Source organism: Massilia oculi (assembly GCF_017582745.1).
Taxonomy (GTDB): domain Bacteria; phylum Pseudomonadota; class Gammaproteobacteria; order Burkholderiales; family Burkholderiaceae_D; genus Telluria; species Telluria oculi_A.
On record NZ_JAFVIM010000013.1, the window covers coordinates 162,744 to 181,891 of the forward strand.

Sequence of the window (19,148 nt, forward strand, 5' to 3'; positions counted from 1 at the left end):
ACGGAACTCTTCAATCTGGTGTCATGCCGCTTTCTTCATTCTGTGGCAGAGTGACGTTCGACCTGCGGTCCTCACGCCGCAGCATCGTTCGCCAACCTCAACCATGGAAGGAATTCGCATGAGCATCGAAAAAGTCCTGTACCGCGCCCAAGCCACCTCGCAAGGCGGCCGTGAAGGCACCTCGAAAAGTTCCGATGGCGTCCTTGACCTGAAACTGAGCACGCCGAAGGAACTCGGCGGCGGCGGCGGCCCGGGCACGAATCCGGAGCAGCTGTTCGCGGCCGGCTACTCGGCCTGCTTCCTGGGCGCCCTGAAATTCGTGGCCGGCCAGGCCAAGGTCGCGCTGCCGCAAGACCTGACCATCACCGGCGACGTCGGCATTGGCCAGATCCCGACCGGCTTCGGCATCGAAGTCGACCTCACCATCAAGGCCCCGGGCATGGACCACGCCCAGCTGCAAGAGCTGGTCGACAAGGCCCACATCGTGTGCCCGTACTCGAACGCCACCCGCGGTAATATCGACGTGCGCCTGCACGTGAACACCTGATTCCTGGCAGTTAGAAGAGTTTCCGTGGCGGCAGCGCCACGGAAGGCGGTGGCGCCACTCCGGCAAAAGGGGGCGCCATCCGCGTGGCCGATAGCCGCCACTTATAATAGGCAGGTCTTTTCTCCAGCCCCTGTCTATGCCATTTCGTAAAGAACCGCCTCACATTCACGGCTCCGTATCGCACAGCGCGATCGTCCTGGTCAACCTCGGCACCCCGGACGAGCCGACCCGCTCGAGCGTGCGCCGCTACCTGAAGCAGTTCCTGTCCGATCCGCGCGTGGTCGAGATCCCCAGCCGCATCTGGTGGTTCATCCTGAACCTGTTCATCCTGCCGTTCCGCTCCGGCCAGTCGGCCGCCAAGTACCGCACCATCTGGACCCGCGAAGGCTCGCCCCTGCGCATCCACACCGCCCAGCAGGCGGCAAAGCTGCAGGCCGTGCTGGCCGAACGCGGCCATGAAGACGTCAAGGTGGCGATGGCCATGCGCTACGGCACGCCGTCCCTGCCCGACGTGCTCGACCAGCTGAAGGCCGACGGTTGCGACCGCATCGTCGTGCTGCCCGCCTACCCGCAGTATTCCGGCACCACCACCGCCTCGATCTGGGACTCGGTGTTCCAGCACTACGCGCGCGTGCGCAACGTGCCCGAGCTGCGCCTGGTGAAGCACTACCACGACCATGAAGGCTATATCAACGCGCTGCGCGACAGCGTCCAGGCCCATTGGGACGCCCACGGCCGCGGCCAGAAGCTGGTGATGAGCTTCCATGGCACGCCCAAGCGCACCCTGGAGCTGGGCGACCCGTATTTCTGCGAGTGCCAGAAGACCGGGCGCCTGCTGGCCGACGCGCTCGGGCTGGCGCCGGACGACTACCTGGTCACCTTCCAGTCGCGCTTCGGCAAGGCCGAATGGCTGCAGCCGTACACCGCGCCGACCGTGCAGCAGCTGGCGCGCGACGGTGTCGAGCGCATCGACGTGATCTGTCCGGGCTTCACCAGCGACTGCCTGGAGACGCTGGAAGAGATCTCGATGGAAGTGCGGCACGACTTCGAAGCCAATGGCGGCAAGGAATTCCACTACATCCCCTGCCTGAACGCCTCGCCGTCCTGGATCCGTGGCATGGCCGAGATCGCCGAGCAGCACCTGATCGGCTGGCCCACGATCCAGACCCCGGCCCAGCACGAGGCACGCCGCCTCGACGCCGAGCGCGGCGCCCAGAACGCGGCCCGCCTGGGCGCCTGACCCTGCATGCCGGCGCCAGGCCGGCATCGATTCCACGGGCGTCCACAAGCGCTTGCTTATTGACAACCTGCTAAAATGCCAGGTTGTTGGTGCTGGGTGCCGTATTTATCCGTTTTTTAGATGCCATCTCTGCAATTCCCCTTGAAATTGTAGGAGATCGCCCCATCTGGGGCGCTGTGTATCGATCAGGATACGTTTTCAACTCAGCCAAGTCCTTGATTCTAGGAGTTTTTCCGATGCAAGACCAAGAAAACAAAGAGGTGCTCGACCAGCAGGCTGGCGAAGCGCCTGCCGCTGACGCCACTGAGGCTGCGACCGAACAAACCGCGGCGCCGGCTGCTCCGGCCGCGCCATCGGCCGAACCGGGCCTCGAAGAACAACTGAGCGCGACCGAAGCCAAGCTGGCCGAGATGCATGACGCCTTCATGCGCGCCAAGGCCGAAGCGGACAATATCCGCCGCCGCGCCCAGGAAGACGTGAGCAAGGCCCATAAATTCGCCATCGAAAGCTTCGCCGAGGCCATGGTGCCGGTGCGCGACAGCCTGGAAATGGCCGTCAAGGTCGAAGCCCCGACGGTCGAGTCGATCAAGGAAGGCGTCGAAATGACCCTCAAGCAGCTTACCGCCGCCTTCGAAAAGAACCGCCTGGTCGAAGTGATGCCGCAGGCGGGCGACAAGCTGGACCCGAACAAGCACCAGGCCGTGGCCGTCGTGCCGTCGGAACAGGAAGCCAATACCGTGGTCACCGTGCTGCAAAAGGGCTATATGATCGCCGACCGTCTGCTGCGTCCGGCCATCGTGACCGCCGCAGCGCCGAAATAAGGAGCCGCAGCGGCATCTGTGTGTGTTCTAACTGACGCTGTCAACTGAGCCACTTGAAAGCACGCTGCTCCTTCCCAATATTGAATCCATCAGAAATTCACAAATACTAAAGGAACACATCATGGGCAAAATCATCGGTATCGACCTGGGCACCACCAACTCCTGCGTCGCCATCATGGAAAACGGTACCCCGAAGGTGATCGAGAACGCCGAAGGCGCGCGTACCACGCCGTCGATCATCGCCTACCAGGAAGACGGCGAGATCCTCGTCGGCGCGCCGGCCAAGCGCCAGGCCGTCACCAACCCGAAGAACACCCTGTTCGCCGTCAAGCGCCTCATCGGCCGCAAGTTCGACGAGAAGGAAGTGCAGAAAGACATCTCGCTGATGCCATACCAGATCGTCAAGGCCGACAACGGCGACGCCTGGGTCAGCGTGCGCGACAAGAAACTGGCAGCCCAGCAGATCTCGGCTGAAGTCCTGCGCAAGATGAAGAAGACCGCCGAGGACTACCTGGGCGAAGAAGTCACCGAAGCCGTCATTACCGTGCCGGCCTACTTCAACGACTCGCAGCGCCAGGCGACCAAGGACGCCGGCCGCATCGCCGGCCTGGACGTCAAGCGCATCATCAACGAGCCGACAGCGGCAGCGCTGGCATTCGGCCTGGACAAGACCGACAAGGGCGACCGCAAGATCGCCGTGTATGACCTGGGTGGCGGCACCTTCGACGTCTCGATCATCGAGATCGCGGACGTGGACGGCGAGAAGCAGTTCGAAGTGCTGTCGACCAACGGCGACACCTTCCTGGGCGGTGAAGACTTCGACCAGCGCGTGATCGACTACATCATCGACGAATTCAAGAAGATCAACGGCCTCGACCTGTCGAAAGACCCGATCGCCCTGCAGCGCATCAAGGCCTCGGCCGAGCGCGCCAAGATCGAACTGTCGTCGTCGCAGCAGACCGAAATCAACGAGCCGTACATCGCCATGGCGAACGGCGCGCCGGTCCACCTGAACCTCAAGATCACCCGCGCCAAGCTGGAGTCGCTGGTCGAAGAACTGATCGCCAAGACCATCGAGCCATGCCGCATCGCCATCAAGGATGCGGGCGTCAAGGTCTCGGACATCGACGACATCATCCTGGTCGGCGGCATGACCCGTATGCCGAAGGTGCAAGAGAAAGTTAAAGAGTTCTTCGGCAAGGATGCACGCAAGGACGTGAACCCGGACGAAGCCGTCGCCGTCGGCGCTGCGATTCAAGGTTCGGTCCTGTCGGGCGAGCGCAAGGACCTGCTGCTGCTGGACGTGACCCCGCTGTCGCTGGGCATCGAGACCCTGGGCGGCGTGATGACCAAGATGATCCACAAGAACACCACGATCCCGACCAAGTTCTCGCAGGTGTTCTCGACCGCCGACGACAACCAGCCGGCCGTGACCATCAAGGTCTACCAGGGCGAGCGTGAAATCGCGCAAGGCAACAAGAGCCTGGGCGAGTTCAACCTGGAAGGCATCCCGCCGGCAGCACGCGGTACGCCACAGATCGAAGTGACCTTCGACATCGACGCCAACGGCATCCTGCACGTCGGTGCGAAAGACAAGGCCACCGGCAAGGAAAACAAGATCACCATCAAGGCCAACTCGGGCCTGTCGGAAGAAGAAATCCAGAAGATGGTGAAGGACGCCGAGCTGAACGCGGAAGAAGACAAGAAGGTCAAGGAACTGGCCGAAGCCCGTAACCAGGGCGACGCGCTGGTCCACTCGACCCGCAAGTCGCTGACCGAATACGGCGACAAGCTGGACGCGGCCGAGAAAGAGAAGATCGAAGCGGCGATCACCGACCTGGAAGGCGCGATCAAGAGCGGCGACAAGGCGGACATCGATGCCAAGACCGCGGCCCTGTCGAGCGCAGCGCAATCGCTGGGCGAGAAGATGTACGCCGACATGCAGGCGCAGCAGGCCGGCGGCGCGGGCGCCGCTGGTGCAGGTGCAGCCGGTGCGGCCGGTGGCGAACAGTCGGCCAAGCAGGACGACGACGTGGTCGACGCCGACTTCAAGGAAGTGAAGGACGCCAAGTAAGCGTCTTTGGCGCGGGAACGAACAGCTTCCCGCGCACAGGCCGAGCCGAAACCTTCACCGGTCATCGGCTCGGTTTTTTTGGTTCAGAGATACAGCAGATAACTTTAGGTGCCGACCATGGCGAAGCGTGATTTTTACGAGATCCTCGGGGTCGCAAAGGGTGCGTCAGAAGACGAGATCAAGAAGTCGTATCGCAAGCTTGCGATGAAGTACCACCCTGACCGCAACCCGGACAACAAGGAAGCGGAAGAGAAGTTCAAGGAGGTCAAAGAGGCCTACGAGATGCTGACCAATCCGGAGAAGCGCGAAGCGTATGACCGTTACGGTCACGCCGGCGTCGACCCGAACAGCGGCATGGGCGGAGGCGGCTTCGGTGGCGGCGGCTTCGGCGACGCCTTCGGCGACATCTTCGGCGACATCTTCGGCGGCGGCCGTGGCGGCCGCGGCGGCGGCCCGCAGGTGTACCGCGGCGCCGACCTGCGCTACAACCTCGAGATCACGCTGGAACAGGCGGCCCACGGCTTCGACACGACCATCCGCGTGCCGAGCTGGGACAAGTGCGACACCTGCCACGGCAGCGGCGCCAAGCCGGGCACCCAGCCGGTCACCTGCACCACCTGCGCCGGCCACGGCCAGGTGCGCATGCAGCAGGGCTTCTTCAGCATCCAGCAGACCTGCCCGAAATGCCATGGCAGCGGCAAGATCATCCCCGAGCCGTGCGCTGCCTGCGGCGGCGCCGGACGCATCAAGCGCAACAAGACGCTGGAAGTGAAGATCCCTGCCGGCATCGACAACGGCATGCGCATCCGCTCGTCGGGCAATGGCGAGCCGGGCACCAACGGCGGGCCGCCGGGCGACCTGTATGTGGAGATCCACATCAAGCAGCACGCGGTGTTCCAGCGCGAAGGCGACGACCTGCATTGCGAAATGCCGATCTCGTTTTCCAAGGCGGCCCTGGGCGGCGAGATCGAGGTGCCGACCCTCACCGGCAAGGTGTCGTTCACGGTGCCCGAAGGCACCCAGACCGGCAAGACCTTCCGCCTGAAGGGCAAGGGCATCAAGAACGTGCGCTCGGGCTATACCGGCGACCTGTTCTGCCACGTGGCGGTCGAGACCCCGGTCAAGCTGACCGACAAGCAGAAGGAACTGCTGCGCGAGTTCGACCGCCTGACCGTCGAAGGCGGCGCCAAGCACAGCCCGCAGAGCAAGGGCTGGATGGACAAGGTCAAGGATTTCTTCGAGTAAGCGATCCACCGCCGACGGCGCGAGCCCTCGGCGGTTTTTTTTGCCACACGGGATGGCATTCTGCCAACCTTCCCTCCAGCGCGCAGTTTCGTCAGCGAGACCGTGCCTGCCAACGCTGTTACACTCCGTGTATTTTGAGGAGTGCCTCCGCCAAGCGCCTGCGCAGAACGGGCCTGGCAACGTCCCGCGCGGGACGGCAACATACAGAACAAGGAATCACAATGGACAAGTACAAGACCAAGGGACTGACCGCGGCAGAACTGTTTGAACGGAACCGTACCTGGGCCGCCTCGATGGTGGCCGAAGACCCGAACTTCTTCAAGGCGCTGCAAGACCAGCAGGCGCCCGAATACCTGTGGATCGGCTGCTCGGACAGCCGCGTGCCGGCCAATGAGCTGCTGGGCATGGCGCCGGGCGAGCTGTTCGTGCACCGGAACATCGCCAACGTGGTCGTGCACTCCGACCTGAACTGCCTCTCGGTGCTGCAGTTCGCGATCGACGTGCTCAAGGTCAAGCACATCATCATCTGCGGCCACTACGGCTGCTCGGGGGTGCACGCGGCGCTGACCGACATCCGCGTCGGCCTGGCCGACAACTGGCTCGGTCACGTGCGCGACGTGCGCGAGAAGCACGGCAAATACCTGGGCAACGTGGCCGGCCGCGCCGCCACCAACCGCCTGGTCGAACTGAACGTGGCCGAGCAGGTCATGAACACTGCCCACACCACCATCGTGCGCGACGCCTGGGAACGCGGCCAGCCGCTGACCATCCACAGCTGGGTGTACGGCGTGCACGACGGCCTGCTGCGCGACCTGGGCATCACGGTCAGCAGCTTCGAAGAGATCGCGCCCAAGCTCGAGCGCGTGCTGAACGGCTACCTGGACGGTGGAGAAGTGCGTGACGAACGCCGCGGACAGTGATCTCGCACGCCTGCGCGCCATCGTCCGCACCTTCGTTGACGAGCGCGACTGGGACCAGTTCCATACGCCCAAGAACCTCGCCTCGGCCCTGAGCGTCGAGGCGGCCGAGCTGCTGGAGCATTTCCAGTGGCGGCAGTCGGGCCGCGCCGAGGAACTCGGCGCCGCCAAGCTGCAGGAGGTGCGCCACGAGATGGCCGACGTGCTGGTCTACCTGGTGCGGCTGGCCGACAAGCTGGACGTCGACCTGTTCGCGGCAGTCGAGGAAAAGATGGTGCTCAACCGGGCAAAGTACCCGGCTGAGCTGGTTCGCGGCGATTCACGCAAGTATTACGAATATAAAAAATAGGATGCATTAAAGCTCATCATCATCGTCATTAATTAAGTCACCGATGATGTCGTCTACCCTGGCCACCTTACGGCGTACTGTCTCAAACAAATCATATAAGGCAGAGTAATTGCCATCAACCTCCCAAAGAAGGTTGTCTTCGTGATCCAAGATTGCTAGGACAACTCGTTCACTCCAATAAAATCGTTCATGATCGCCATCGTACGACTGGTAGCGCTGTTGGAAGATTCCGAAGACTTTATCTTTGTAAAAGGCAGAAATATACAGGGGAATATGATCATCGGTTCCTTTCGCGATGGAGTGAGGAGGTTTTTCAACAGTCCAGTTGATCTTGTTAAGCGACGTAAGTTTATTGAGCTTAACTAAAAGCGTGGTCGTTTTTTCGTCTGTTTCGATCATTTCATTCCCATTTTAAGTTTTTCTCAATTTGATCAAGATTTACGATCACAACTTGGATATCTGAATATAAGTCCCAAACGATGTTGGGGTAGTCATAGGTCAAGCTATGAAAATCGCGGGATGCCTGCGCTAATTTCTTCTTTATTGCTTTTGATTCACGCCGAGCGGAACGAGGGATGAGTGGCAGGGCTCCATCAATTAGAGACGCAGCAATTTTTATTTGTTGATGCCCATTAGTCTTGTGATTTGGCCAATTCGTCAGATGCTTGTTCAATTCTGATCCTGCCTTCCTAAGATCTTTGTTGATCTGAGGGAGTCGTGCACGCGCGAGAAAGGTCTGACGTATTGATCTCACTTGCAACATTACTAGCACAGTGATGAAAAATCCAGTAATTCCCGCTACTGTGTTAATGTCGTGAATTATCTGAGGGAGGTAGCTCGTCACGCTTTTCCTTTAATTATTTTAATGTTTGTTTGAAATGGAGGAAATGGTCGCGAGAGATAGCAAAAAGCGTTTAAGTCGCTCTCGCCCAGAATTTAAATGATCAGAATTCAGCTATTTTAGCGCAAAATCTAGCTAAATTCCCGACATGCAAATATACTTTACATCGAGATAATCGTCGATCCCGTAGATCGAGCCTTCGCGTCCCACCCCCGATTGCTTGACGCCGCCGAAGGGCGCGACCTCGGTCGATATGATCCCCGTGTTCACGCCCACGATCCCGGTCTCGATCGCCTCGGCCACCCGCCACACGCGGCCGAGGTCGCGCGCATAGAAATACGATGCCAGCCCGAACTCGGTATCGTTGGCCAGCTTGATCACTTCTTCCTCGGTCTTGAAGCGGAACAGCGGCGCCACCGGCCCGAAGGTCTCTTCGCGCGCCACCAGCATGTCCGGCGTCACGCCGGTGAGCACGGTCGGCTCGAAGAAGGTCTGGCCCAGCGCATGGCGCTTGCCGCCCGCGACCAGCTTCGCCCCTTTATCCAGCGCATCGGCGATGTGCTGCTCGACCTTGCGCACCGCCTTCTCTTCGATCAGCGGTCCCTGATCGACGCCTTCCTCGCGGCCATCGCCGACCTTCAGCTTGCCGACCGCCGCCGCCAGCTTGCGCGCGAACGCGTCGTACACGCCGTCCTGCACGTACAGGCGGTTCGCGCACACGCAGGTCTGGCCCATATTGCGGTACTTGGAGGCGATCGCGCCCTCGACCGCGGCGTCGAGGTCGGCGTCGTCGAACACGATGAAGGGAGCGTTGCCGCCCAGCTCGAGCGACAGCTTCTTGATCGTCGGCGCGCATTGTTCCATCAGCAGGCGGCCCACCTCGGTCGAGCCGGTAAAGCTCAGCTTGCGCACGAGGGGATTGCCCGTCATTTCGCCGCCGATCGCCGTCGTGTCGCCGGTCACCACGCTGAACACGCCCCGGGGCACGCCGGCGCGTTCGGCCAGCACGGCCAGGGCCAGCGCCGACAGCGGGGTCAATCCGGCGGGTTTCAGTACGATCGGACAGCCGGCGGCCAGCGCCGGCGCCACCTTGCGCGCGATCATCGCGGCCGGGAAGTTCCAGGGCGTGATCGCGGCGCACACGCCGACCGGCTCCTTCGTGACCAGGACGCGGCTGTCGGGCCAGGGCGAGGCCAGGGTCTCGCCGGCGATGCGCTTGGCCTCTTCGCCGAACCATTCGAAGAAGGCGGCGGCGTAGCCGATCTCGCCTTTCGATTCGGCCAGGGGCTTGCCTTGCTCGAGCGTCATCAGGAGCGCCAGGTCGTCGGCGTTCTCCAGCATCAGGTCGTGCCACTTGCGCAGGATGGCGGCGCGCTCCTTCGCCAGCTTCTTGCGCCAGGCCGGCCAGGCCGTGTTGGCGGCCTCGATCGCGCGCCGGGTCTCGGCCGCGCCCATGCGCGGCACCGTGGCGATGGTGTCGCCGTTCGCGGGATTGGTGACGGCGCTGGTTTCCTTGCCGTCGGCATCGCACCAGGCGCCGTCGACATAGGCTTGCCGGCGCAGCAGGGAAGGGTCGGTCAGGTTCGGCATGGCGGTCCTCGTCGGTCGTGCAACGGGACTCATGGTAGACCGTTTCGGGGAAGGGCGTAGCGAGGCTGGAAGAGCAGGACCTGCCGCGGCGCCGCCCGCGGCAGGTCCTTCAAGTCAGGCTGGCGACAGCGTCACCGGCCTGGCCGCACGGACGGTCAGTCCTTGTTCATCCTGCGACGACGGGTGGCCGCCAGGCCGAGCAGGCCGGCGCCGAGGGTGAGCAGGGTGGCCGGCTCGGGAACCTCGGATGGCGTGATCGGCGTCACGTCGGCGGTCAGCTCCGACCATGCGAAGTTCACGGTCTGGAACAGGCCGGAGACACGGAGCGTGACGTCCAGGATGCCGGTGTCCTGCAGCGCCGTCTTGACATCGAAGTCGTAGGTTTGGCCGAAGAGCGAGACGTTCTGGACAGTCTCGGACAGGTTTCCGTTGAAGAAGAACCTGACCGTTTCCGAACCCAGGAGAACGTCGTACAGGCGGACGTCGAGTGTTGCCCAATTCAGGGTGGCATTATCCGGTAGCCCGGACGACGTCAGGTCATGCGAGTAGGACACCGGGGTGAGGAACGTGACGAGGCGGTCCGGCTCCGGATTATAGAGACTCGTGTATTCAATCGCATGCACGGCGCCGGTCGTCGCCAGCATCAAGGCAGCAGCACCAGCCAGTTTTTTCAGGACTTTCATGATTACCCTCCGTTTTGGTTTGGTTTCGAGTAACACGTCGCTTCGATTTGAAGCAAAAGCCTTTATGCAATTCGCGTGCCACGGATGAGCGTTTGATAAAAATCAAAGGCTTACCCAAAACGCATGGAATTTTGACCAACTGTATGTAACTTTGCCCGACACCACCAAATGGTGTAGGGACTTTGTCCGCCTATTTTTTCGCCGTTCACATTGATCTAAAAACGTTTCGTGACGGCCCGTAACGTGTGGGCAGGGCTCGCCGATTAACGTTAAGCTTTTGACATGGAATCGCAGTTTTTTTAGCAGATCGGCAGGAGAGGCGCCTCGCTGGCGCTGTGTTCGATCTGGATTAAAGCCCCGCGCAGGGTCCGGCTGTTTCGGTCTCGTGCGCTCAACACAAGGTAGAAACCATGCGCCCCATCGTCATCGTTCCCGCATGCACGCGTGATTTCGGCGAGCACCCGTACCACGCGGCCCAGCACAAGTACGTCGACGCCGTCACCCTCGGCGCCGATTGCGCTTCGTTCATTCTTCCTTCGCTCGGCGCGAACCTGGATCTGGAAACGCTGTTCGGCACCATCGACGGCATCATGCTGACCGGTTCGGCCTCGAATGTGCACCCCAGTTATTACTCGGAGGAAGTGCTCGATCCCTCGTTGCCGCAGGACCCGGCGCGCGACCAGACCACCTTGCCGCTGATCCGCGAGGCGGTGCGGCGCGGTGTGCCGATCATCGCGATCTGCCGTGGCTTCCAGGAAATGAACGTGGCGCTGGGCGGCAGCCTGCACCAGGCGGTGCAGACCGTCGCCGGCAAGTTCGACCACCGCGAGAAACCCGAGCTGGGCATGGATGAGCAGTACGGTGACGCCCACAACGTCAGCCTGTGCGCCGGCGGCTTGCTGGAGCGCATCCTGGGCGTGTCCGAGATTCCCGTCAATTCGCTGCACGGGCAGGGCGTGAATGAACTGGCGCCCGGCCTGACGGTCGAAGCCCTGGCGGAAGACGGCCTGGTGGAGGCGTTCACCGTGTCGAATGCACCGGGCTTCACCCTGGCCGTGCAGTGGCATCCCGAGTGGCGCATCCAGCACAATCCGTATTCGATGAAGATGTTCGGCGCCTTTGGCCAGGCTTGCCGCGAGTATCAGGAACGACGCTGCGAGAACCACGAACGGCGCCGGAGCGCCGGATGAGCGCCTCTGCCAAGGGCCCGGGACCGAGGCTCCCCGACTCTCCTGCCTTCTGCATCCTTCAACGACAGTGAGGCAAATACATGGCAATTCGCGACAACTTCAGCTATACCGACATGGAAGAGTGGCTCGACGCAAAACGGGTCACCGAGATCGAATGCCTGGTGCCCGACCTGACCGGGGTGGCGCGCGGCAAGATCCTGCCGCGCGTGAAATTCACCGATGACCGCGGCATGCGCCTGCCCGAGGTGGTGCTGGGCATGACCGTTACCGGCAACACTCCCGAGCGCGATGCTGCCTACGAGCGCGCCATCTCCAGCATCGACCGCGACATGATCCTGCGCGCCGACCCGAGCACCATCACCATGGTGCCGTGGGCGGCCGATCCCACCGCGCAAGTGATCCACGACTGCTACTACGCCGATGGCAAGCTGGTCGACTTCGCCCCGCGCAGCGTGCTGCGGCGCGTACTCAAGCTGTATGAGCAGCGTGGCTGGAAGCCGGTGGTGGCGCCCGAGCTCGAGTTCTATCTCACCGCCAAGAACATCGACCCCGACCTGCCGCTGGCGGCGCCGATCGGCCGCAGCGGCCGCGCCGAGACCAGCCGCCAGGTGTACAGCATCGACGCCGTCAACGAATTCGACCCGCTGTTCGAGGACATCTACGATTACTGCGAGATGATGAATCTCGACGTCGACACCCTGATCCACGAGATCGGCGCCGGCCAGATGGAGATCAACTTCCAGCACGGCGAGCCGCTGGGCCTGGCCGACAAGGTCTTCTATTTCAAGCGCACCCTGCGCGAGGCCGCGCTCAAGCACGATATGTACGCCACCTTCATGGCCAAGCCGATGGCGGGCGAACCCGGTTCGGCGATGCACGTGCACCAGAGCGTAGTCGACCTTGAATCCGGCAAGAACATTTTCAGCAACGACGACGGTTCGCCATCGACCCTGTTCCAGCAATACATCGGCGGCCTGCAGCGCTATATGCCGTCGGCGATGGCGATCGTTGCGCCTTACGTGAATTCCTACCGCCGCATCGTGCGCGAGACGGCGGCGCCGATCAACTTGCAGTGGGGCATCGATAACCGCACGGTGGGCTTCCGGGTGCCGGTGTCGGGCTCGCAGGATCGCCGGGTCGAGAACCGCGTGATCGGGGCCGACGCCAATCCCTACCTGGCGCTGGCGATCACCTTGGCCTGCGGCTACCTGGGCATGACGGAAGCGCTCGAGCCGTCACCGATGGTCGAGGGTAATGCCTACGATATGCCGGTGGAGCTGCCGCAGGGATTGTCGGAGGCGATCACCCTGCTGCGGCGCGAGGACCGGCTGCGCGACGTGCTGGGTGAGCGCTTCATCGACGTGTACACGGCGGTGAAGGAACTCGAGCACCGCGAGTTCATGCAGGTGATCAGCCCGTGGGAGCGGGAGCATTTGTTGCTGCATGTTTGAGGATGCGGCTGTTCATGCAGGCGTGGATTCCCGCGGAGGCGGGAACCTAAGTTAAGTACCCACCAGCTTACGCCCGCGCCTCCAGCACATCCTGTGTCTCGCCGCGATTCTTCAACACCTGCGGCGCCAGCGATCCCACCACCATGCCGACGAAGGCCGCGATCAGCCCGGCCAGCTGGCCCGGGAAGTGCTCGCCCAGCGACGAGATCTGCTCGAAGAACAGGATCCAGGTGAACAGCCCCGCGCCGATCGACAGGATCGCGCCCTGGGTGGTCGCGCGTTTCCAGTACAGGCCCATCACCAGCGGGATGAAGGCGCCGACCAGCGGCACCTGGTAGGCGCCCGACACCAGTTCGTAGATCGAGGTGCCTTCCATCGCGATCGCGTACAGCAGCACCAGGGCCGCGAACACCACGATCGAGATGCGCATCGCGAACAGCTGTTCGCGGTCGGTCATGCCGGGACGCAGGTTCTTGAGGATGTTCTCCACGAAGCTGGTCGACGGCGCCAGCAGGGTGGCCGACGAGGTGCTCTTGATCGCCGACAGCAGGGCGCCGAAGAACAGGATCTGCATGAACAGCGGCATCTGCGTCATCACGAAGGTCGGCAGCAGGCGCTGGTAGTCGTTCTGGGCCAGGTCGAGCGCGGTGCTGCCCATCACGACCACGGCGGCGGCCACGATGAACATCGGCACGAAGGCGAACACGATGTAGCTGGCGCCGCCGACGATGGCGCCGGTGCGCGCGGTCGGCGCGTCCTTGGCCGACATCACGCGCTGGAACACGTCCTGCTGCGGGATCGAGCCGAACATCATCGTGACCGCGGCGGCGATGAAGAACATCACGTCCTTCAGGCTCGGCTCGGGCAGGAAGCGCCACAGGTCGGCCTGCTGGGCCATCGCCAGCACGTTGCCGGCGCCGCCGGCCAGGTCGGCGGCGAACCAGGCGATCACGCTCATGCCAACCACCAGCACGATCATCTGGATGAAGTCGGTCACGGCCACGGCCAGGAAGCCGCCCACCACCACGTAGATCAGCACCGTCAGCGTGCCGACGATCATGCCCACGGCCGGCGACATGGCGCCGGCGGTCAGCACCGAGAACACCAGGCCCAGCGCCGTGATCTGGGCCGCGACCCAGCCCAGGTAGCTCATGATGATGGCCACCGAGCAGAACACCTCGATGCCCTTGCCGTAGCGCTGGCGGTAGTAGTCGCCGATCGTCAGCAGGTTCAGTTTATAGAGCCGGGCGGCGAAGAAAACGCCGACCAGGATCAGGCACATGCCGGCCCCGAACGGATCCTCCACCACCGCGTTCAGGCCGCCCTGCACGAACTTGGCCGGGATGCCCATCACGGTCTCGGCGCCGAACCAGGTGGCGAAGGTAGTGGTGATCACCATGATCAGCGGCAGGCTGCGGCCGGCGACGGCGAAGTCGCTGGTGTTCTTGATCCGCGTGCCCGCCCACATGCCCAGGGCAAGCGTACCCAACAGGTAGAGCACGACGAAAGAGATCAGGGTGATATTCATGCTGGTGAATGCTCCGAAAGCCAGGAATTATTATCGGGCGGAAAATTCGCGATTATAAATGCAGAAGCCGGCGGCAGGACCAACTTTGCCGTTTCGCCGCTCTAGATCGCCATCTCGCGCAACAGTTTGGAAGCCTCGCGATTGGCGCCGATGCAGGCGCCGTCGCGCATGAAGATCTGCAGCTGCGACTGCTCGTCGGCGCGCATCGATTCGACGAAATCGAGGTTGATCAGCGCCGAGCGGTGCACGCGGATGAAGCGGCGCGGGTCGAGCTGGGTTTCCAGCTCCGAGATCCCGATCCGCACCAGGAAGTGCTGGCCGCGCGCGGCGATCACCGTGTACTTCGAATCGGCCTTCATGTATTCGATCTCGCCCACGGCAAGCGGGAAGATGCGGCCGCGGTCGCGCACCAGGATGCGGTCCAGCCGCGCCGGGCCGCTTGCCGCGCGCGCCAGCGCATCCTCGAGGCCGGCGCGCTCCTGCGTCGCTCCTTCCAGCAGGCGCGCCACGCTGGCCGCGAAGCGCGCCCGGGTAAACGGCTTGAGCAGGTAGTCGACCGCGTGCAGCTCGAAGGCGGTCACCGCGTACTGGTCGTAGGCGGTGGTGAACACGATCTGCGGCAGGTAGTCGAGCCGGCGCAGCACTTCCAGGCCGGTCATCTCGGGCATCTGGATGTCCATGAACACGACATCGGGCCGCAGCTGCCCGATGCGTTCGAGCGCGCTGGCGCCGTCGGCGGCTTCGCCCACCAGGCGCAGGCCAGGGTGGGCATAGATGGCGTCGCGCAGCACGTCGCGCGCGAGCGGTTCGTCTTCGGCGAAGAATACGGTCTTGGTCATGGTTTCAAGCGATGGGCAGGGTGACGCGGGCGGCGAAGCCGGCGCCGGGACGGGAATCGATCGTGAGCTCGGCGCGGCCCGCGTAATCGAGTTCGAGGCGGCGGCCGATGGTTCGGATGCCCAGGCCGGGCGAGGCATCGATCGTCTCTTGGGCGGCGCCGGGGCCGTCGTCGCTCACGGTCAGGCGCAGCATGCCGGCCTGCGGGTCGCGCCGGCTCTCGATGCGCAGCAGGCCGGGCCGGGTGTAGGGATTGAAGGCGTGCTTGATGCTGTTCTCGATCAGCGGTTGCAGGGTCAGGGCCGGCAGCACGAAGTCCCCCAGGTCGGGATCGAGATCCCAGTGCACCTGCAGGCGCGGCCCGAGGCGCAGCTGTTCCAGCTCCAGGTAGTCGCGCGCGAACTGAAGTTCGGCGTCGAGCGTCACGCGGTCGGCGCCAGCGCGTTCGGTATCGAGCACATAGCGCAGCATGTCCGAGAACTGGAACAGCGCCGTCTCGGCGGCGGCGGGGTTGCGCTGGGTGAGGGCGATGATCGAGTGCAGGGTGTTGAAGAGAAAGTGCGGGTTGAGCTTGCTGCGCAGCGCGCCGAGTTCGGCGGCAACGAGCAGGGTGCGCGCCTGCTGGGCCGCCAGCGCCTGGCGCTGGGCGGCGGCAGTGGCGCGCATCGTGTGGAACAGGCCGGCCACGACGGTATAGCTCATGACGTTGTACAAGAACGGCCAGACATGCCACTCCAGCCCGCGCGCCGAAGGTTCCTGTATGAGCGTGAGCAGCACGTGCGCGCTGAAGGCGAACACCAGCGCTGCCACGAAGTGGATTGCGCAGCGCAACCCCAGCCCCACGCCGCGCCGCTCGAACCATCCGGTGAGGGGCCAGACCAGCGTCAGCACCGCAGCGGCCGGCGCGATGCTCAGAAAGGCGTAGAAGACCATCGCCGGGTCGAACTTCCCGGCCAGCAGGGTCTCGGTCTGGAGCACCACCGCGATTAGCAGGATGTACAGCAGCCAGATAGCAATATAGCCGCGCCACATCGGGGCCAAGTGGAAGGATTTGATCGGGTTCATCTAATCAGTATCGTCGAGATCGCGTCGTTTGCGTCATGCAATGCGCTCAGTTGCAGGAAATACGGTATCAATCGCGACCCGGATGCGACGAGTTGATTCTCTGCGTGATCTTGCATGTTATTGCGTTAATTTGCATGTTTATGTATATTGACGACTCAAGCAAACTGGAGAAGAAATGCAATTGCCGGAAGAACGACGCCAGGCGATCGTCGATGCGGTCGAGCGCGAAGGGCGGGTACTGGCGGCCGAGCTGGCGGGGCGGCTGGCGACGTCCGAAGACACCATCCGGCGCGACCTGCGCGACCTCGATGCGGCCGGCCTGCTGCGGCGCGTGCACGGTGGCGCGATCCGCCTGCGCCCGCCGGAGAATTTCGAGCAGCGCGCCGCCAGCGACCTGCCGCGCAAGACGCAGCTGGCGCAGGGCCTGCGCGCATGCATCCGCCCAGGCGACACGGTGCTCATCGACGCCGGCTCGACCCACCTGGCGCTGGCGCGCACTTTGGCGGACGGCTGCTGCGCCACCATCGTCACCAACAGCCCGCAGATCGCGTTGGCGCTGGGCGGCTTCCAGCGTACCCGCATCGTGCTGCTGGGCGGGACCTATCATCCGAACGAGGGCGCCGTGATCGGCGCCGCCACCCTGGCCGAAGTGCAGCGCCTGCGGCCCGACCTGGCCCTGGTGGGCGTGTGCGCGATCGATCCCGCGCGCGGCCTGGCCGCTTCGAATCCCGAGGAAGCGGCGCTCAAGGCGGCCATGCTGGTCGCGAGCGTGCGGCGCGCGGTCGCCGTCCTCAACGAACGCTTCGACGACAGCGCTCCCTTCGTGTTCGGGGGGCTGGACGAGATCGACCACCTGGTGCTGGAGGCCGATGCGCCGCTTGCTGCCATCGCCTCCCTGCGCGAACGTCATCCCGCACTCGACATCAAACTCACCAACAAGGCCCCGGCATGACCCACGTCTCCACCATCGAACCACGCAGCATCGAAGCCGGCCGCTGGGCCATCTCCACCGTCTTCCTGCTCAACGGCGCCGGCATCGGCCTGTGGGCGGCCCACGTGCCGACCGTACAGGCGCGCATGGGCATCGATACCGGCATGCTCAGCCTGGTGCTGCTGACGATCGCCGGTGGCGCCCTGATGGCGATGCCGCTGATGGGAGGCCTGACCGGCCGCTTCGGCACGCGCCGCATGGTGCTGCTGTCGGGCTTTGCCTTCGCGCTGATGACGGCCGTGGTCATGGGCGTGCCGAACCTGCCGCTGCTGTTCGTGGCGGCCTTCCTGTTCGGAGTCAGCAACGGGGCGCTGGACGTGGCCATGAACGCCAACGCCAGCGAGGTCGAGAGCGCACGCGGCCTGCCCACCATGTCGTCGTTCCACGGCTTCTTCAGCCTGGGCGGCCTGTTCGGCGCGAGCCTGGGCGGCGTGCTGGTCGGCCAGGGCCTGGGGCATGGCGAAGGCGCCCTGATGGTGGCAGTGGCGACCGCCGTGGTGCTGGCCCTGACGGCGCCGCGCGTGCTGGGCTTCGCCGCGCATGCGAGCGGCAGCCACTTCATGCTGCCGCGCGGCGCCGCCCTCGGCCTGGGCCTGCTGGCGCTGCTGTGCTTTGCGGTCGAAGGCGCGCTGGTCGACTGGAGCGCGCTGCTGCTCGAGGAGCGCACCGGCGCCTCGCCGGCATCGGCGGCGCTGGGCTATTCGGCGTTCTCGATCGCGATGGCGGCTTGCCGCTTTGCAGGCGACCGCATCATCCTGCGCGTCGGCGCGATGCGGGTGATGGTGATCGGCGGCCTGGCCATGTTCGCCGGCCTGGCGCTGGCGGTCCTCAGCACCAATTTCGTGATGTCGAGCTGCGGCTTCGCCCTGGTCGGCCTGGGCGCGGCGAACGTGGTGCCGCTGCTGTTCGGCGCCGCCGCGCGCATCCCCGGCATGCATCCCGGCGCGGGCGTGGCGGCGGTGGCCACGCTGGGCTATGGCGGCCTGCTGCTGGCGCCGCCGGTGCTGGGCTGGGTGGCGGTGCACTCGAGCGTGATGGTGGCGCTCGGCGCGCTGTCGCTGTCGGGGATCGTGATCGCGCTGAGCGCGGGGGTGCTCAAGCGCTGATGTATTCGCGCAGGACGGTGTAGACGCCGCCCTGCGATTCGACCAGCGCGTAGCTGTCGGCCTGCCACGCGATGGCCGGACCGTTCTCCGGCACGGCGACGCCGCCGGCGCGGCGCGCCATGGTGACGTGCGGCCGATAGCTGCGCGCCTCGGGTTGCAAACCAAGGCCGACCAGCGCATCCGCCAGCCGCGCGTGCAGCGCCAGCAGTTCGGGCGGCACGGCCAGCGGTTCGAGCACCGCGATCCCGTGCGGCCACAGTACCGGCGTGCCGAGATCGAGCCGGAACGCTTCGAACGGCACCGAAAATCCATCGAGGAGTTCGGGCAGGCGTTCAGAGGGAACGTCGCCCAGGAAGTGCAGGGTGAGGTGCAGCTTGTCGGCATGGACCGGTGTCGCGCCGCGTGGCCACGGCCAGGCATCGCGCCGCGCGCGCAGTTGCGCGCGTATCGGGGCCGACGGCCACAGGGCCAGGAACAGACGCGAAGGACGTGGGGTCAGGTCTGACATTCGGACACGGGCTCAACAGTGGTTTCTTTATAAGGATGAGGTCGTGTCCGAATGTCAGACCTGAGGTGGTCCGGACTTTCTGGACAGTTATTTAGGCACACGGAATGCGGCTTCGACGGCGGCAGGCGTTTGATAGCCCAAGGTTTGATGTAACCGCTGCTTATT

The 19,148-nt window shown here is 63.8% G+C and carries 19 protein-coding genes; 11 read left to right on the forward strand and 8 right to left on the reverse strand.

The features are described 5' to 3' along the window. Nucleotides 1-118 precede the first annotated feature (118 nt). The 7 genes from J3U95_RS16490 (at nucleotide 119) to J3U95_RS16520 (ending at nucleotide 7,193) form a co-directional block, all read left to right on the forward strand. Nucleotides 119-547, forward strand: coding sequence for an organic hydroperoxide resistance protein (locus J3U95_RS16490; RefSeq protein WP_208279760.1), 429 nt, complete (start codon nucleotides 119-121; stop codon nucleotides 545-547). A 136-nt stretch (nucleotides 548-683) separates the two neighbouring features. Further along, nucleotides 684-1,787, forward strand: coding sequence for a ferrochelatase (gene hemH / locus J3U95_RS16495; RefSeq protein ID WP_208279761.1), 1,104 nt, complete (start codon nucleotides 684-686; stop codon nucleotides 1,785-1,787). Between the two features lie 236 nt (nucleotides 1,788-2,023). Then, nucleotides 2,024-2,608 (forward strand): nucleotide exchange factor GrpE, encoded by a 585-nt coding sequence (gene grpE, locus J3U95_RS16500; protein WP_208279762.1) that lies wholly within the window; start codon nucleotides 2,024-2,026, stop codon nucleotides 2,606-2,608. A gap of 121 nt (nucleotides 2,609-2,729) precedes the next feature. Beyond that, nucleotides 2,730-4,682 carry a molecular chaperone DnaK gene (dnaK, locus tag J3U95_RS16505; RefSeq protein ID WP_208279763.1) on the forward strand — a complete coding sequence of 651 codons (1,953 nt, stop codon included), beginning with the start codon at nucleotides 2,730-2,732 and terminating at the stop codon, nucleotides 4,680-4,682. A 117-nt stretch (nucleotides 4,683-4,799) separates the two neighbouring features. Then, the gene (gene dnaJ, locus J3U95_RS16510) at nucleotides 4,800-5,927 is read left to right on the forward strand and encodes a molecular chaperone DnaJ (RefSeq protein ID WP_208279764.1); all 1,128 of its coding nucleotides are present in this window, start codon (nucleotides 4,800-4,802) and stop codon (nucleotides 5,925-5,927) included. Nucleotides 5,928-6,148: 221 nt separating this feature from the next. Continuing rightward, entirely contained in the window at nucleotides 6,149-6,847 is a 699-nt protein-coding gene (gene can / locus J3U95_RS16515; protein WP_208279765.1) for a carbonate dehydratase, read from the forward strand. Next, the gene (locus J3U95_RS16520) at nucleotides 6,825-7,193 is read left to right on the forward strand and encodes a nucleotide pyrophosphohydrolase (RefSeq protein ID WP_208279766.1); all 369 of its coding nucleotides are present in this window, start codon (nucleotides 6,825-6,827) and stop codon (nucleotides 7,191-7,193) included. The genes can and J3U95_RS16520 overlap by 23 nt, the downstream gene beginning before the upstream one ends. Before the next feature lie 6 nt (nucleotides 7,194-7,199). Here the strand turns inward: J3U95_RS16520 and J3U95_RS16525 are convergent, their stop codons facing one another. The 4 genes from J3U95_RS16525 to J3U95_RS16540 form a co-directional block, all read right to left on the reverse strand. Further along, complete coding sequence (locus tag J3U95_RS16525) at nucleotides 7,200-7,592, reverse strand: hypothetical protein (RefSeq protein ID WP_208279767.1); 393 nt, start codon at nucleotides 7,590-7,592, stop codon at nucleotides 7,200-7,202. Between the two features lies 1 nt (nucleotide 7,593). Beyond that, nucleotides 7,594-8,037: a hypothetical protein gene (locus J3U95_RS16530; RefSeq protein WP_208279768.1), complete on the reverse strand. Its 444-nt coding sequence runs from the start codon at nucleotides 8,035-8,037 to the stop codon at nucleotides 7,594-7,596. A 132-nt stretch (nucleotides 8,038-8,169) separates the two neighbouring features. After that, on the reverse strand, nucleotides 8,170-9,624 hold the full coding sequence (gene gabD / locus J3U95_RS16535; RefSeq protein WP_208279769.1) for an NADP-dependent succinate-semialdehyde dehydrogenase: 1,455 nt from the start codon (nucleotides 9,622-9,624) through the stop codon (nucleotides 8,170-8,172). A gap of 155 nt (nucleotides 9,625-9,779) precedes the next feature. Beyond that, nucleotides 9,780-10,307 carry a PEP-CTERM sorting domain-containing protein gene (locus J3U95_RS16540; protein ID WP_208279770.1) on the reverse strand — a complete coding sequence of 176 codons (528 nt, stop codon included), beginning with the start codon at nucleotides 10,305-10,307 and terminating at the stop codon, nucleotides 9,780-9,782. 410 nt (nucleotides 10,308-10,717) lie between these two features. Between J3U95_RS16540 and J3U95_RS16545 the strand changes: the two genes are divergently transcribed. Continuing rightward, a complete protein-coding gene (locus J3U95_RS16545) occupies nucleotides 10,718-11,497 on the forward strand; it encodes a gamma-glutamyl-gamma-aminobutyrate hydrolase family protein (protein ID WP_208279771.1) in 780 nt (259 codons plus the stop codon). Nucleotides 11,498-11,577: 80 nt separating this feature from the next. Continuing rightward, nucleotides 11,578-12,948, forward strand: a complete 1,371-nt coding sequence (locus J3U95_RS16550; RefSeq protein WP_208279772.1) for a glutamine synthetase family protein — start codon at nucleotides 11,578-11,580, stop codon at nucleotides 12,946-12,948. Nucleotides 12,949-13,015: 67 nt separating this feature from the next. On the opposite strand, the gene J3U95_RS16555 is transcribed toward J3U95_RS16550, so the two are convergent. The 3 genes from J3U95_RS16555 to J3U95_RS16565 form a co-directional block, all read right to left on the reverse strand. Next, nucleotides 13,016-14,476, reverse strand: a complete 1,461-nt coding sequence (locus J3U95_RS16555) for a high affinity choline transporter 1 (protein WP_208279773.1) — start codon at nucleotides 14,474-14,476, stop codon at nucleotides 13,016-13,018. A 101-nt stretch (nucleotides 14,477-14,577) separates the two neighbouring features. Then, nucleotides 14,578-15,315 carry a LytR/AlgR family response regulator transcription factor gene (locus J3U95_RS16560; protein ID WP_208279774.1) on the reverse strand — a complete coding sequence of 246 codons (738 nt, stop codon included), beginning with the start codon at nucleotides 15,313-15,315 and terminating at the stop codon, nucleotides 14,578-14,580. Nucleotides 15,316-15,319: 4 nt separating this feature from the next. Beyond that, nucleotides 15,320-16,378: a sensor histidine kinase gene (locus J3U95_RS16565; RefSeq protein ID WP_208279775.1), complete on the reverse strand. Its 1,059-nt coding sequence runs from the start codon at nucleotides 16,376-16,378 to the stop codon at nucleotides 15,320-15,322. A gap of 175 nt (nucleotides 16,379-16,553) precedes the next feature. Here J3U95_RS16565 and J3U95_RS16570 point away from each other — a divergent pair, with 175 nt between their 5' ends. Further along, nucleotides 16,554-17,330, forward strand: a complete 777-nt coding sequence (locus J3U95_RS16570; protein WP_208279776.1) for a DeoR/GlpR family DNA-binding transcription regulator — start codon at nucleotides 16,554-16,556, stop codon at nucleotides 17,328-17,330. Next, nucleotides 17,327-18,475, forward strand: coding sequence for an MFS transporter (locus tag J3U95_RS16575; RefSeq protein ID WP_208279777.1), 1,149 nt, complete (start codon nucleotides 17,327-17,329; stop codon nucleotides 18,473-18,475). Before J3U95_RS16570 ends, J3U95_RS16575 begins: the two co-directional genes overlap by 4 nt. On the opposite strand, the gene thpR is transcribed toward J3U95_RS16575, so the two are convergent. Further along, nucleotides 18,465-18,983 (reverse strand): RNA 2',3'-cyclic phosphodiesterase, encoded by a 519-nt coding sequence (thpR, locus tag J3U95_RS16580; protein WP_208279778.1) that lies wholly within the window; start codon nucleotides 18,981-18,983, stop codon nucleotides 18,465-18,467. The genes J3U95_RS16575 and thpR overlap by 11 nt on opposite strands. Nucleotides 18,984-19,148 lie beyond the last annotated feature (165 nt).